Source organism: Acetobacter sacchari (genome assembly GCF_017377715.1).
Taxonomy (GTDB): Bacteria; Pseudomonadota; Alphaproteobacteria; order Acetobacterales; family Acetobacteraceae; genus Acetobacter; species Acetobacter sacchari.
Genome location: NZ_JAFVMF010000001.1, coordinates 101,678 through 116,114, shown reverse-complemented (window position 1 = coordinate 116,114; position 14,437 = coordinate 101,678). Strand labels below are relative to the sequence as shown.

The 14,437-nt window shown below is 61.3% G+C and carries 10 protein-coding genes; 3 read left to right on the top strand and 7 right to left on the bottom strand.

What is annotated here, in order from left to right; genetic code table 11:
* Nucleotides 1–93: 93 nt before the first annotated feature.
* A complete protein-coding gene (locus tag J2D73_RS00505; protein WP_207878369.1) occupies nt 94–1,011 on the bottom strand; it encodes a LysR family transcriptional regulator in 918 nt (305 codons plus the stop codon).
* 151 nt (nt 1,012–1,162) lie between these two features.
* Here J2D73_RS00505 and J2D73_RS00500 point away from each other — a divergent pair, with 151 nt between their 5' ends.
* Nucleotides 1,163–2,152, top strand: a complete 990-nt coding sequence (locus J2D73_RS00500; RefSeq protein WP_207878367.1) for a zinc-dependent alcohol dehydrogenase family protein — start codon at nt 1,163–1,165, stop codon at nt 2,150–2,152.
* Between the two features lie 139 nt (nt 2,153–2,291).
* On the opposite strand, the gene ilvC is transcribed toward J2D73_RS00500, so the two are convergent.
* The 4 genes from ilvC to miaA form a co-directional block, all read right to left on the bottom strand.
* Nucleotides 2,292–3,311: a ketol-acid reductoisomerase gene (gene ilvC, locus J2D73_RS00495; protein ID WP_026396933.1), complete on the bottom strand. Its 1,020-nt coding sequence runs from the start codon at nt 3,309–3,311 to the stop codon at nt 2,292–2,294.
* Nucleotides 3,312–3,392: 81 nt separating this feature from the next.
* Nucleotides 3,393–3,953: an acetolactate synthase small subunit gene (ilvN, locus tag J2D73_RS00490; RefSeq protein ID WP_035376147.1), complete on the bottom strand. Its 561-nt coding sequence runs from the start codon at nt 3,951–3,953 to the stop codon at nt 3,393–3,395.
* 162 nt (nt 3,954–4,115) lie between these two features.
* Nucleotides 4,116–5,933 (bottom strand): biosynthetic-type acetolactate synthase large subunit, encoded by a 1,818-nt coding sequence (gene ilvB / locus J2D73_RS00485; protein WP_207878365.1) that lies wholly within the window; start codon nt 5,931–5,933, stop codon nt 4,116–4,118.
* 137 nt (nt 5,934–6,070) lie between these two features.
* Nucleotides 6,071–7,096 carry a tRNA (adenosine(37)-N6)-dimethylallyltransferase MiaA gene (gene miaA, locus J2D73_RS00480; protein ID WP_207878363.1) on the bottom strand — a complete coding sequence of 342 codons (1,026 nt, stop codon included), beginning with the start codon at nt 7,094–7,096 and terminating at the stop codon, nt 6,071–6,073.
* Between the two features lie 30 nt (nt 7,097–7,126).
* Here miaA and serB point away from each other — a divergent pair, with 30 nt between their 5' ends.
* Nucleotides 7,127–8,023 carry a phosphoserine phosphatase SerB gene (gene serB / locus J2D73_RS00475; protein WP_207878361.1) on the top strand — a complete coding sequence of 299 codons (897 nt, stop codon included), beginning with the start codon at nt 7,127–7,129 and terminating at the stop codon, nt 8,021–8,023.
* 527 nt (nt 8,024–8,550) lie between these two features.
* A complete protein-coding gene (locus J2D73_RS00470; RefSeq protein ID WP_207878359.1) occupies nt 8,551–8,835 on the top strand; it encodes a hypothetical protein in 285 nt (94 codons plus the stop codon).
* Between the two features lie 267 nt (nt 8,836–9,102).
* Here J2D73_RS00470 and J2D73_RS00465 read toward each other — a convergent pair whose 3' ends face one another.
* Together J2D73_RS00465 and putA are read right to left on the bottom strand one after the other, a co-directional pair.
* Nucleotides 9,103–10,791 (bottom strand): ABC transporter substrate-binding protein, encoded by a 1,689-nt coding sequence (locus J2D73_RS00465; RefSeq protein ID WP_207878357.1) that lies wholly within the window; start codon nt 10,789–10,791, stop codon nt 9,103–9,105.
* 105 nt (nt 10,792–10,896) lie between these two features.
* A complete protein-coding gene (gene putA, locus J2D73_RS00460; protein ID WP_207878355.1) occupies nt 10,897–14,412 on the bottom strand; it encodes a bifunctional proline dehydrogenase/L-glutamate gamma-semialdehyde dehydrogenase PutA in 3,516 nt (1,171 codons plus the stop codon).
* Between the last annotated feature and the right edge of the window lie 25 nt (nt 14,413–14,437).

The window sequence follows — 14,437 nt, the reverse complement described above, 5'->3', positions numbered from 1 at the left end:
AGCGCCACACCGTGGCGAAGGGCATGACAGGCATTGGGTGGAAGCAGAACGCCGGCTATTGTGTAAAAATCATGAAAAGATCACCGGTCCCGCCTACCTTGGGGAAATCCATTCGCTTTTCTGACACGTCATAATATGCTCCGACCACTCAATGAATGCTCGAACACGTGGCGCAAGATGTCGACGGGCCGGATACATGATCGAAAGCGGTCGACGCAACTTCCGCTCTTCGGGCAAGACTTCGACAAGTTTTCCCGTTTCGAGGTGATCCGCCATGCAGGCGCCGGGACCTTGTGCAAGCCCCATTCCGGCCAGCGCGGAAGCAATGAACGCTTCTGTGTCGTTCACCAGCACGCCGCTTTTGAGCGTGATTTCGCGAACCCCATCGCGATCAGGTATCTGCCAAGGCATCGGTCGATGACCACGGCCAGAAAAATAATTAACTGCACGATGATTAACGAGATCAGAAAAGGTTTTAGGAAAACCATACCTTGCGAGATACTCTGGAGATCCACAAATCGCTATTGTCATCTGCGCGATAACTCGGCCTACCATACTAGATTCAGGTAATTTTCCGAGACGAATTACACAATCCACTCCGTCGACCAGTAAATCGACTGGCTGATCGCTAACTCCCAAAATAACTTCTATATCTGGATAAGATCGAATGAAGTCCGGGAGCGCAGGAATAATAAAAGGCTTAGCAATCGCGACAGGTATATCGACTCGCAACCTGCCGCGCGGGCGCTCGCCTGAGCCACCGAATAGACCTTGTGCATCATCGACGTCAGCAAGCAACTGTATAGCCCGCTCATAAAGCTGCTCTCCTTCACCTGTGAGCAAAACGCGTCTGGTGGTCCGGTGCAGAAGGCGCACTCCGACACTGTCTTCCAGGGCGTTAATCGCGCTTGTCACACCGGGACGAGTCAGCCGCAAAGCTTCCGCAGTCCGGGCAAAGCTGCGTTGCTCTGCAACACCGACGAAGATCCGAAGCTGTTGAATAAAATCCATGCTCGACACCTTAATTGTTATCGATACTCATAACAATGAAATCAGGATATCGGCGGTTCTGATCCAGGGATGACGCGCCTAGATATGTGTGAGATGGCGGCCTCCGCCGCCACATTTTCTGACTCTACGTCCTGAGAGGAGAGAACGCGCCATGTCACGTGTTGTCCGTTTCCGCGAATTTGGTGATGCAGATGTTTTGCATATCGAGGACATCGACGTTGCGCCGCCAGCTGCCTATGAAATCCGGATCGCCGTCAAGGCGATCGGATTAAACCGCGCCGAAGTGATGTTCCGGCGGAACGCCTATGTCCAGAAAGCGGCATTTCCGAGCCGACTCGGCTATGAAGCTGCGGGCACAGTCGAGGCAGTTGGAGACAACGTTACCGGGTTTTCCATCGGTGATGCGGTCAGCGTCATTCCGACCGAAGACATGGCCCGCTGGGGTACGTATGGGGAACTCATCAACATTCCAGCCCGCCATGTCGTGAAGCATCCCGCCAATCTGTCCTTCACGCAGGCGGCCGCTTCATGGATGATGTATGTCACAGCCTGGGGCGCGTTGATTGAGCAGGCGAAGCTGACAAGCGAGGATTTCGTGATCGTCTCAGCAGCGTCAAGCAGTGTCGGCATAGCGTCATTTCAGATTGCTCATGCCGTGGGAGCCAAGATCATTGCAACGACGCGAAGTAGCGTAAAACGTCAGGCATTGCTCGATGCTGGTGCTGATCACGTCATCGCCACGGCAGAAGAAGATCTGGTCACAACTGTCATGGCACTCACGAAGGGTAAGGGCGCGCGCGTCGTATTCGATCCTATCGGCGGGCCGGAAATCGCCATTTTGACAGAAGCAATGGCTCACCGAGGCATTCTGCTCGAATATGGCGCCCTTAGTCCGGATACGGGGATATTCCCGCAATTCACAGTTCTCGGCAAAAGCCTTACTTTAAAGGGCTATCTCTACAATGAAATAGTCGATGATGACGATATGCTTGCGCGCGCAAAGACATTCATTCTTTCTGGCCTTGGAAACGGCTCCCTGAACCCGTTGATCTCGAAAACTTTTCCTTTCGATGAGATTCAAAATGCCACCCGCTTTCTTGAGTCAAACGAACAGATTGGAAAGATCGTCGTCATCGTCTGACACCCGAGATGTCAGCTTCGAGGACAAAGCAGGCGTATTCAAACACACCATCACCCCATAAAAAAGCCCACGACGCAGCAAAGCGTCGCAGGCCCGACAACCACGGAGAAGAGCGCCGCCCTCCCCCGCCGGATGTGTCTTAGTTCTTCGCCTTGTCGACCAGCTTCGACTTCGCGATCCACGGCATCATCGCGCGCAGCTTCTCGCCGACGACTTCGATCTGGTGCTCGTTGTTGCGGGCGCGGATGGCCTTGAAGCCGATGTTGCCGGACTGGTTCTCCAGCAGGAAGTTACGAACGAACGTGCCGTCCTGAATGTCGGTCAGAACGCGCTTCATCTCCGCCTTCGTCTCCGCCGTGATCAGACGCGGGCCGGTGACGTACTCGCCGTATTCGGCGGTGTTGGAGATGGAGTAGTTCATGTTCGCGATGCCGCCTTCATAGATCAGGTCGACGATCAGCTTCACTTCGTGCAGGCACTCGAAATACGCCATTTCGGGAGCGTATCCGCCTTCGACCAGCGTCTCGAACCCGGCGCGGATCAGATCGACGAGGCCGCCGCACAGAACCGCCTGCTCACCGAACAGATCCGTCTCGACCTCTTCCTTGAAGGTGGTCTCGATGATGCCCGCGCGGCCGCCGCCGTTGGCCGAAGCATAGGACAGAGCGATTTCGAGCGCGCTGCCCGAAGCGTCCTGCGCCACCGCGACGAGGGAGGGCACGCCGCCGCCGCGCTGGTACTCGGAACGCACCGTGTGGCCGGGGCCCTTCGGCGCGATCAGGAACACGTCGAGGTCAGGACGCGCCTCGATGATGCGGAAATGGATCGACAGACCATGCGCGAAGGCGATGGCGGCGCCCTGCTTCAGGTTCTTCTCAAGCGAGTCCTTGTAGAGCTGGCCCTGCCCCTCGTCCGGCGTCAGAACCATGACGACGTCGGCCCACTTCGCCGCCTCGTCCGGCGTCATGACCTTGAAGCCGGCGCCTTCGGCCTTGGCGATCGCCGTGGAGCCCGGACGCAGACCGATGACGATGTCCTTGACGCCGCTGTCCTTCAGGTTGTTGGCGTGGGCGTGGCCCTGGCTGCCGTAACCGAGGATCGCGACCTTCTTGGACTTGATCAGGTTCACATCGGCGTCGCGATCATAATAGACACGCATCTTCATTCTACCTTTCGTTGAAAATCTTCACGAGGCGGCGCAGGGAACGCGTCCCGCGCCGTCAGTCGTATGGGTGTATCCTCAGAGCGAGCGCGGCCCTCTGGTCAGGGCTGCGACGCCGGTGCGGGAAACCTCGGCCAGCCCGAGCGGGCGCATCAGCTCGACAAAACTGTCCAGCTTTTCCGATGCGCCTGTCAGCTCGAACACGAACGAACTTGCGGTGGTGTCGACGGCGCGGGCGCGAAACGCCTCGGCGATGCGCAGGGCTTCCGTGCGCGCCTCTCCGGTGGAGACAACCTTCACCAGAACCATTTCGCGGGCGATGTGCGGGCCAAGCGTCGTCAGATTGGCGACGCGGCAGACAGGCACAAGGCGATCGAGCTGCGCGCGAATCTGCTCGATGATCGCGGGCGTGCCGGAGGTGACGATGTTGATGCGCGAGCGGGCGCCGTCATCTTCGACCGGAGCCACGGTCAGGCTCTCGATATTGTAGCCGCGGCCGGAGAAAAGACCGACCACGCGGGCGAGAACACCGCTTTCGTTGTCGACCAGCACGGAAATCACCGCGCGGTATTCGTCGTTGTCACGTCCCGAAGGAGAGGTGGAGGTCGTCGCTGACGACGCCCCTGCTGCGTGTTTCATCGTTTTGATCCGCGATCCGCCCCGCGACGAGAATTGATGGCCTGTACTCGCCACGGCGGCAAAAGAAAAGGGCGTCCCGGCGCGGAAACCTGCCGCGCGCGGGAGGGAAGCCCGACGGCGACGGTCCAACACCGACGCCGCAAGGCGATGCCTGCGACTATGTCAGACGAGCATCTTGCCCTCGTTCGTCACGACAGCGCCCTGCGCCTCCTGCTCCGGCCCAAGGATCATTTCGTTGTGAGCGGCGCCCGACGGGATCATCGGGAAGCAGTTCTCGCCCTCGGCCACGCACAGATCGACCACCACAGCGCCGTCATGCGCCAGAGCCGCGCGGATGGTGTCGTCGAGTTCCGCCATCGTGCGTGCGCGGAAGCCTTTCGCATGGAAGCTTTCGGCCAGCTTCACGAAATCAGGGAGCGCAGAGCTGTAGCTTTCCGAATACCGCGAACCGTGCAGCAATTCCTGCCACTGCCGCACCATACCCATATACTGGTTGTTGATGATGAACAGCTTCACCGGCAGGCGGTACTGCGCGATCGTGCCCAGTTCCTGAATGTTCATCAGGGTGGAGGCCTCGCCCGCGACGTCGATGATCAGCGCATCCGGATGTGCGAGCTGCGCGCCGACCGCCGCGGGCAGGCCGTAGCCCATCGTGCCGAGGCCGCCGGAGGTCAGCCAGCGGTTTGGCTGCTCAAACTTGAAGAACTGCGCCGCCCACATCTGATGCTGACCGACTTCGGTAGACACATAGGTGTCGCGCCCCGTCTCCAGAGCCAGTTCGTAGATGCGCTGAATCGCCTTCTGCGGCTTGATGATCGCGTCTGGCGCCGGGTCCTGCGTGAACCGCAGGCAGTCCAGCGCGCGCCATCCCTCGATATGCTCCCACCAGTTCTTCAGGGCAGCGGCATCGGGCGCCGGGCCTTCGGCTCGCTCCCATTCCTCGATCATCGCTGCGATCGTCCGACCGGCGTCGCCGATGATCGGGATGTCGACGGTGATGATCTTGTTGATCTGCGACGGGTCGATATCGGCGTGAATCTTGAAGGAACGCGGCGAGAACGCATCGACGCGGCCCGTCACGCGATCATCGAAACGCGACCCCAGAGCGATCAGCACGTCGCAATCATGCGTGGCGAGATTCGCCTCGTAAGTTCCGTGCATGCCGAGCATGCCGACGAACTGCGGGTCGCTGGAAGGAAACGCGCCAAGGCCCATCAGCGTGGACGTGCAGGGGAAGCCGGTCATGTGCACAAGGCGCCCCAGCGCCTCGCACGCCTCCGGTCCCGCGTTGATCACACCGCCGCCCACATAGAAGAGCGGACGCTTGCTTTTACGCATCGCCGCGACCGCTTCGCGCACTACCTCACGGTCAGGCTCGACCCGCGGCTGGTAGGACCGGCGACCCTGCGTCGAAGGCGGCGCATAAGGGGCCGGACCAACGGTGATGTTCTTCGGCAGATCGATCAGAACCGGACCCGGCCGACCGGAACGGGCGATCTCGAACGCCTCATGCACCGTGCGGGCCAGATCTTCCGGCTTCTTCACAAGGTAATTGTATTTCGTCGCGGGTCGCGTGATGCCGGTGGTGTCGGCTTCCTGAAACGCGTCGTTACCGATCAACTGCACCGGCACCTGCCCCGAAAGGCACACCAGCGGCACGGAATCCATCAGCGCGTCGAGCAACCCCGTCACGGCGTTGGTCGCGCCGGGACCGCTGGTCACCAGCACGACGCCCACGCGGCCTGTCGAACGGGCGTAGCCTTCCGCCGCATGCACGGCGGCCTGCTCGTGGCGGACCAGAATGTGACGAATTCGGTCCTGCTGGAACAGGGCGTCGTAAATCGGAAGGACTGCGCCGCCAGGATATCCAAAGACGACCTCGACGCCCTGCTCCTCAAGCGCGCGCAGAAGCACTTCGGCGCCGGAGAGCGTCGTGCTTGCGTTGGGCTGGGCGGCGGTCGTCTGAGTGGCGGCGTTCATTGTCCTCTGGCTCCCCCGACGTTCGACGGCGCGTCTGATTGCGCTGACGTTCATTCGGTATCTGGCCCGGCGCGCCTCTCCATCCGGCGGCGCCATGGCGATTTGACCTGCCGGAAAACCCGACAGGGAGCGCGGGTTTAACCCTGCTCCCCGGCCGCGTCAATCGCCTCTTTCGCAAAAGATACAATCGACGTTATTTTTCTTTCCATAAATTGCGCGTCATCGCCAATTCTCTTTTCGATTGTAATCACATCACCCTCGCTCGCCAGAGCGTGATGGTTAAACCACGTGGCCTGACGCCTCGTGTAACGCCCAGTAGCCAGCACTGCGCGGTCGCGCGCTTCGGTCACGTCGAACTCGCCCCGCAACATCGCCGTCAGTTCCGGCACGCCATGCGCCCGCATGACCGGGCAGGCCGGGTCGAGTCCGAAAGAGAGCAGACGCTGCACTTCCTCCACCGCTCCCGCCGCGATCATCACATCGAACCGCCGGGCGATGGCGGCGCGAAGCTCACTGCGATCCGGGTGCAGCCGCACCGCAAGAAAACGGCACTCCGCAGGGGGCAGGCCGGGTTGACCTCGCCACCAGGCGAGGCCACGCCCTGTAGAACGCCAGACCTCCCAGGCGCGCGCCAGACGCTGCGCATCGCTCGGACGCAGTTCCCCACCAGTCTCCGGATCGACCTCAAGAAGGCGCGCATGCAGCGCCGCCGGTTCAAGCGCGAGGAGGCGCGCCTCCTCGCGCGCCTCCGCCGTCGGCGCGGGCACTTCGGCGAGCCCCTCGATCAGCGCACGCAGATACATTCCCGTGCCGCCGCACAGCACGGGCGTCCGGCCTTCGGCCCAGGCAGCTTCCATGGCGGCGAGGGCTTCGGTCCGCCACCACGCGACGCTACCGACATCCCTTGCAGGCAGCACTCCGTACAGCCGATGCGGAACCCGCGCCTCTTCCTCTGGCGTCGGACGCGCAGTCAGAATGCGAAGTTCGCGGTAAACCTGCATCGAGTCCGCGTTGATCACGACGCCGGGCAATCGCTCCGCAACGCCGAGCGCCAGAGCGGATTTGCCCGAACAGGTCGGCCCGGCGACGATCAGCGCGACGCGCGCACGCGATCCAGAGCTATCCGACCGCGAAACGTTCTCGGGTTTGTCGCCTTGCCTCACACCGCCATCCCTGCCACACGCATTTTTACCATGGACTGCATTTTGACTCTGGTCGCCGACCGGCGAACGACCGCTCTCTCCACCGCCGACATCGACACTGCCCTTGCTCTCAGCGAAGGACGCAGGGATCGCACGCTGTCAGCCGAAGAGGCGGAGGACATCGCCTGCCCCCGCCTGCCACACGACCGTTTCGAAACGATTCGCGCCGCGCTGGCCTCCCGTCGGATCGACGTTCTGATGACGCCCGCCGACGGGCGGCGCAAGCAGCTTCTCGTTGCTGACATGGACAGCACCATGGTGGCGAACGAAACGCTGGACGACATCGCAGCCCACGCAGAGGCGTTGCGCCCCGGCGTGGGAGAAGACGTCGCCGCCGTCACCCGCCGGTCCATGAACGGCGAAATCGACTTTGCGACCGCCTTGCGTGACCGGGTCGCGGTGCTGGCAGGACTGCCGTCCTCCCTGCTGGAAGAGGCTTGGAAGAGCCTGCGCCTTAATGAAGACGCCCGCACGCTGGTCGCCACCATGAACGCGCACGGCGCGCGCACGGCCCTCGTCTCCGGCGGCTTCACGTTTTTCACCGCACGGGTCGCGAAGCTGTGCGGCTTTTCGGAACATCACGCCAACCGGCTGGTCGTAACCGGAGACCAACTGGACGGAACCGTGGAGGACCCCATCCTCGGCCCGGATGCCAAGCTGGCGCAATTGCGACGCCTTCTGGCTCTCGACGGGCGGTCTGACAGCGCCGCCCTCGCCATCGGCGACGGGGCGAACGACCTGCCAATGTTGCGGGCGGCGGGACTTGGTCTGGCTTTCCACGCAAAGCCCGTCGTGCGTCAGGAAATCGGCAACCGCATCGACTACACGTCTTTGCGGACGGCCTTATTCGCACAGGGCTACGCAGTTTCCGATTTCGTTCTGGACTGATATCGGAGTGAACGGCGCGGCCCAATGCCAGCGACGCCATCCGGCATCGAACGCGGACAATGAATGCAAAGCGAAACAGAGCCGTATGGGCGCCCCAAACCGGCCGACGCTTTTAGATAGCACAGCGCATTTTTCGTCGCCGCGACGGGCTCACGCAACAAACACGCACAAGCCCTTCCATCCCGGCTGAGATATACAATTAATCTGGACTTTTGTGCGGACCAAAAAATCGAAAATTTCTATACAACACAAGGATAGACGTACGAAATGACGTGATACAAATTCAGTAGGCAATCGTCTTTGCACGCCACTGAATGACATTTTCATGACGCCACGATAAGTATTCGCATGAACGAATATGATAAAATTAAGGCAATCCTTGCCAGAAGCGTCCATCATTATCAAAACTTAATTCGAGACGAAATAACGCGCCTCGTGTTACGGGTGCCGCAGCCGCTCTCTACCGGTCGACACTCGCGATCGTGGGCTTTCGACTCCCGAGCAGGCGCTGTATTTTGGAGACTATCATGAAGTCAACTCGTCTTTTCGCCGCGCTCTCCCTGATCGCCATGACCGGCGTCGCTCCGGCTTTCGCTCAGACCGCCACGGATCCGACCGCTGCTGCGACGGCGCCTGCGGCCAGCGCTCCCGCTGAGACTGCGCCTGCGGCCACAACCCCCGCTGCGCCGGCCGAAGCGACGACGGCTCCGACGGCAACCGACGCCGCCGCGCCAACGACCAAGAAGCACCACAGCAAGAAGCACCATCACCACAAGAAGAAGGCTGCTTCCTCGACAACTCAGAGCAACTGATCTCCGTCGAGATCGACCCGGTCAACCGGGCCATGTGGGAAAAAAGCCGGCTCGTCCGGCTTTTTTCTTTTTGAGCGGACTACGTTACGCGCACTGCCGCAGACAATAGTCGATCGGGACTTTGCGTTCAAAACAGAGAGTTCTCTGATCCATCTGAACGACCGCCCTAAAAGACAGGACGGCGAAACAACCAACACCCTGCCCCACGAAAGAAAATACCCGACTCCTTCAGGCGAAAATCGCCGCCGTCAGATATTCTTTCGCCCCTCATTGCACCCATACTTTCGAAAACAGTAACTGATAGACATTCGTATAGAAATAGTTACCCAAGCGCGGAGAAGTCAGCGACACGGCGTTGATCTCGATAATAGGCGCGATGGGAGAGGCCCGCATCAAACGGGCGTCAGCCTGCCTCCAGAGCGCCAGCGTGCGCTCAGGTGTCAACGTAGCGTCAGATCTCGCCTGATCCATGATCTCCTGAATGGATTTGTCGCAAAATCCCGGCATGTTGATCGAACTGTCCGACCCAGGGTGAAAATTTTCACACCCGAGCAAATCGTCGAGGAAGTTCGAAGGTGACGGATAATCCGCCGCCCAGGATTTGATCGAAATTTGCACATGATTTGAACTATTCTGGATATATGAGAACATGACGCCTGGACTGAGCGCCCGCACGGAAGCCTGATAGCCGATATCCTGCAATGTATTGCGCAGGTAATTCCCCATCGCGAGATCGACAGTTCCGTTCCCGACCACAACAATCACTTTCTGCCCTGCCGTGCCGCTTTCACGCACCAGTGCGCGCGCTTTGGCGATATCGGGCGCAGCCCAACGTGGCGCGGGGTGATCGAAGTCCGCGCCTGCCGAATAAGGGCAGGCGTCCGTGTGCCCATCGATCGACGAGGGGATCATATCGCACAGCGGACGCGCGAGCGCCGGACCGCCATAGAAAATGACCATCGCCTTGCGTCCCATGGCGTAGTTGACCGCCTGTCGCGCCTTGTCGTTGTCAAATGGAGGAATATTGACGTTCATCGGGGCGAAAAACGCCATCGGGTGTGGATCGACATGCGTCTGCGCGGTATGCCGCGCGCCCAGTTCCCCGAGACGATCCAGCGGAATCGGGTCGTACATCCAGTCGTACTGACCGTTCTCGACTGCCGTCACCGCCGCTTCGTCTGGCACGCCGAACGTATAGAGAATCGCGTTCGCATATCCGTCCGGCTGCGCTTCCTCGTCCCACAGCTTGAAAAATGAATTGCGCTCAAGCTTTAGAAACCTGTTTGGGTCGTAGGAAACGACCCGATAAGGCCCGGTCCCCGGCGCAGGCGTGTTGCCGAGGTCATGCGGCGGCGTATCGGCAGGAAGAATGCTCGCGTGCGTAAAGGCCAGTTTCTGAAGAAACTCCCCGTCGGGCTCCTTCAGGTGAAAGGTGATGGTGCGTGCGGCCGCATCGCCCACGACGCCCCCGTCCAGCGTGCAGCGTGCGGTGTCTCGCAGGCACGTGTCGGCGCCGACGATACTCGAATAGAACGATCCTGCGGTGGGAGACCCGACAAGGAAAATACGTCGCATCGACGCAACGACGTCATCGACCGTCACCTCCCGCCCATCGGAAAACTTTACCCCGCGCCGCAGTGTGAAAACCCAGGTTCGCCCGCCATCCTGCGGCGCAGGCAGAGCTTCGGCAAGGTCCGCGACGACCCCGTCCCCACCGCCGCCCCGCACTTTGCGAAATCCTGTCAGCCCATCGTAAACCCCTGCGAAAAGGTCTATATATTGCGCCGAATATCCGATCTGCGGATCGAGCGTCCCGCCAGAACTCGCCGCGACAAGCCGCAAGGTCCCGCCCCGGTGAGAATCGCCGGCTCCCGCGCCAGAAGCAGGCCAGGCCAGCGACAGCGCAGCGAATAATCCTACGCCATATAAAGACTGTTTTCTACGCACGCTCGTCATTCACCTTTCCCGCACGCGGGCATCCAGATTCATTCCACGATAATCCGTTCGACGCGCACGGCAGATTCTGGCCGCCATGCCACCGCAACAAGCACACGCGCTGAATCACCCGATCATCATCAACTGCGCGTTGCCGCCCGCCGCCGTCGTATTCGTGCTGATCGTACGCTCCTGCAAAAGCCACGCGGAGGGCGTCAACCGTTCCGCCGAACAGCGGAACACCGGCGTTATCGACCCATCGCGCATGGCCACGCGCTGCGTCAGAGTCCGCAAATCGTCGTCTTCGCCAGAGAAAAGAACAAGATCGAACGGTTCGCTCTCGGGGTTTGCACTGACGATGACTCCGTCGCGCGCGCCCTCGGGCAACAGAGCGTTATCAGCCATCAGCGCGCGATTGCCGGTGCGGGCGCAGCGTTCGATTTGCGCGGCGAGATCTTCCGCCGTCGCTGCGACGCACAGAGCCACCCCGCGCCCCCGCGTCCGGTAGCGATTTTCTTCGCCCACAGGGCCGGGCATTAACAAATCCCCCTCCGTCGCCGTGAAGTCTGACGGAGCCTGCGCCAGCAACCGCACCAGATACAGCGGCCCGCCCGCCTTGGGCCCGGTGCCTGAGAGGCCATGCCCGCCGAAAGGCTGACTGCCCACGACGGCGCCCACGGTGTTTCGATTGACGTAGATGTTTCCGGCGTCCGTACGCGCCGTAACGTGACGGATCGTCCCGTCTATCCGCGTATGCAACCCGAAGGTCAGACCATAACCTGTCTCACGGATCGCCGCCAGAACTGCATCCAGCTCTTCGCGCACGTAGCGCCGAATATGCAGGACCGGCCCGAACACTTCCCGCTTCAGATCGCCCACGCGTCCGATTTCTATCAGCGTCGGCGGCACGAAAAAACCATCTGCGCAGGAAGCAGGCAGAGCGACCTGAAACACCTCGCACCCCTTGGCCCGCATTCGTTCAATATGCGCGTTAATCCCGTCGCGCGCCTCAACCGAAATGACGGGCCCTATATCGGTGGCGAATCTGTCTGGTCGCCCGACCGACAACTCCTCCATCGCGCCTTTCAACATTTCGACGACGCGATCCGCCACGTCTTCCTGCACGCACAAAATGCGCAAGGCGCTGCATCTCTGCCCCGCACTGTCGAACGCAGAAGTCAGAACGTCCTGCACCACCTGCTCCGGGAGCGAGGATGAATCGACAATCATCGCATTCTGTCCGCCAGTTTCCGCGATCAGCGTCACAGGGGACCCATCGGGGTTAACCCGATCAGCGAGCGTTCTTTGGATCAGACGCGCCACTTCGGTCGATCCCGTAAACATGACGCCGTTGACACGATGATCCGCAACAATCCTCGCTCCGACATCGCCACTGCCCGGCAGCAGACGCACCGCATCCTCCGGCGCCCCTGCCTCGACAAGAATCGCCACCGCCTGCGCGGCGATCAGGGGCGTCTCCTCCGCGGGTTTCGCGATGACAACGTTACCCGCCGCCAGCGCGGCGGAAACCTGTCCCATGAAGATCGCGAGGGGAAAATTCCACGGACTGACGCAAGCGACGACACCCAGAGGACGATGCGCGTCGTTGGAGAATCCGGTTCTGACCTGTTCCGCATAATAGCGCAGGAAATCGACAGCCTCCCGAATCTCGGCGACTGCGTTGGCCAGCGTCTTGCCCGCCTCCCGCATAATCAGGCCGAGCAGAACCGGCGTGCGTTCCTCCAAAAAAACGCTGGCGCGATCAAGAACCACCGCCCGCTCTTCCGGCGATCGGCTGGCCCATCCGGGTTGCGCCTGCGCTGCCGCGATTAACGCGACGTTGACAGCTTCCGGCGTCGATTCAACATAATGGCCGACCACGTCGGAGAGATCTGCCGGATTTAATGTCTCCCGCATCGGCGTTCCGACTTCAGCCCCCAGAGGCGTAGCGCTCCACGAAAGCTCCACAGCGCCCGCGAACGTATCAGCCAATCGGGCGAGCACGCCCTCGTCCGCGCTGTTGACGCCGCGGGAATTTTCCCTTCCGGGACGAAAAAGATCGGAAGGCTTCGCGATACGCTCGTGCGGCGCCCCGACAGGGTCCGCCGCCGCGACGACGGTCGCCGGATCGGCAGTCAGTTCCGCGATCGAGACCGCCGGGTCCTGCAAACGGTTCACGAAGGATGAGTTCGCGCCGTTTTCCAGCAAACGCCGGACTAGGTAAGCCAACAGCGTCTCATGAGAGCCTACCGGCGCATAAATCCGACACGGACGACGCAGCTTATCGGCGCCGACGATCTCCTCGTACAACGGTTCGCCCATGCCGTGCAGGCACTGGAATTCGTAATCGCCCGGCTTGAACCCTTGACCCGCCATACGCATGACAAGCGCCGCCGTGTAGGCGTTGTGGGTGGCGAACTGAGGAAACACGGCGTCCCGCGCAGCGAGAAGTTTCCGCGCGCACGCGATGTAAGACAGATCCGTATGGACCTTTCTGGTGAAGACCGGAAAGCCCTCCACGCCATCAACCTGGGCGCGCTTGATCTCGCTGTCCCAGTATGCGCCCTTGACCAGCCTGACCATCAGGCGACGACCGGTGCGACGCGCCAGATCTATGACCCAGTCCAGCACGAACGGCGCGCGCTTCTGATAGGCCTGCACGACGAAGCCGACGCCTCCCCACCCTGCAAGACCTTCTTCGAGGCAAAGGGTTTCGAGGATATCGAGGGACAGCTCCAGCCGGTCGGCTTCCTCCGCGTCGATGTTGAGCCCGATGTCGTACCGCCGAGCGAGAAGCGCCAGCGCCGTGACGCGCGGCGCCAGTTCCGCCATGACCCGCGCGCGTTGCGACCGGGAGTAACGCGGGTGCAACGCGGAGAGCTTGATCGAAATTCCCGGTCGCTCGTATGGGCCCGCACCTTTCGCCGCTCGCCCGATCGCGTGAATCGCCGTCTCATACTCGCGGTAATAACGCGTCGCGTCCTGAGCCGTCATCGCCGCTTCGCCAAGCATGTCGTAGGAGTAGCGAAAGCCCTTCTCCTCCATCCGGACGCTGCGCTCCAGCGCCTCCTCGATGGTGCGGCCTGTCACGAACTGCTCGCCCATCATCCGCATCGCGAAGTCCACGCCACGCCGGATCAGCGGCTCGCCGCCACGCGCGATCAGGCGCGTCAACGCCGCCCCAAGCCCTGCTTCGTCAACAGTGGTCGTGAGCTTGCCTGTAACGACCAGGCCCCATGTCGCCGCATTGACGAAAACCGAACGCCCTCGCCCGACATGCGCGCGCCAGTCGCCCCCGGCGACCTTGTCGCGGATCAGCGCGTCGCGCGTCGGTGAATCCGGGATGCGCAGCAACGCCTCCGCCAGACACATCAACGCCACGCCTTCCTGACTCGAAAGATCGTATTCACGAACAAGAGCCTGAACCGCGCCGCGTCCGCCCTTTTCCCGCAATGCGCCAATCAGCCGAGCGGCGAGCCCCCGCGCCTCCTCGACCACAGAAGGGGGGAGCGTCGCCTGTGGCAACAGGCGGCCGACGCAATCCGGTTCCGACGCAAGATAATGGTGCGTAATCGCCTCGCGAAGGGGCGACGACGGGGGAACGCTGTCGAGAAACGCAGAAAACGGCGCGTCGGGCGGCATTGTTGTTTAAACTCCGGAACACACG

What these genes read in the sequence shown, in the direction of transcription:
- J2D73_RS00505 (WP_207878369.1), bottom strand. Translation starts at nt 1,011, where the DNA reads ATGGATTTTATTCAACAGCTTCGGATCTTCGTCGGTGTTGCAGAGCAA.
- J2D73_RS00500 (WP_207878367.1), top strand. Translation starts at nt 1,163, where the DNA reads ATGTCACGTGTTGTCCGTTTCCGCGAATTTGGTGATGCAGATGTTTTG.
- ilvC (WP_026396933.1), bottom strand. Translation starts at nt 3,311, where the DNA reads ATGCGTGTCTATTATGATCGCGACGCCGATGTGAACCTGATCAAGTCC.
- ilvN (WP_035376147.1), bottom strand. Translation starts at nt 3,953, where the DNA reads ATGAAACACGCAGCAGGGGCGTCGTCAGCGACGACCTCCACCTCTCCT.
- ilvB (WP_207878365.1), bottom strand. Translation starts at nt 5,933, where the DNA reads ATGAACGCCGCCACTCAGACGACCGCCGCCCAGCCCAACGCAAGCACG.
- serB (WP_207878361.1), top strand. Translation starts at nt 7,127, where the DNA reads ATGGACTGCATTTTGACTCTGGTCGCCGACCGGCGAACGACCGCTCTC.
- J2D73_RS00470 (WP_207878359.1), top strand. Translation starts at nt 8,551, where the DNA reads ATGAAGTCAACTCGTCTTTTCGCCGCGCTCTCCCTGATCGCCATGACC.
- J2D73_RS00465 (WP_207878357.1), bottom strand. Translation starts at nt 10,791, where the DNA reads ATGACGAGCGTGCGTAGAAAACAGTCTTTATATGGCGTAGGATTATTC.
- putA (WP_207878355.1), bottom strand. Translation starts at nt 14,412, where the DNA reads ATGCCGCCCGACGCGCCGTTTTCTGCGTTTCTCGACAGCGTTCCCCCG.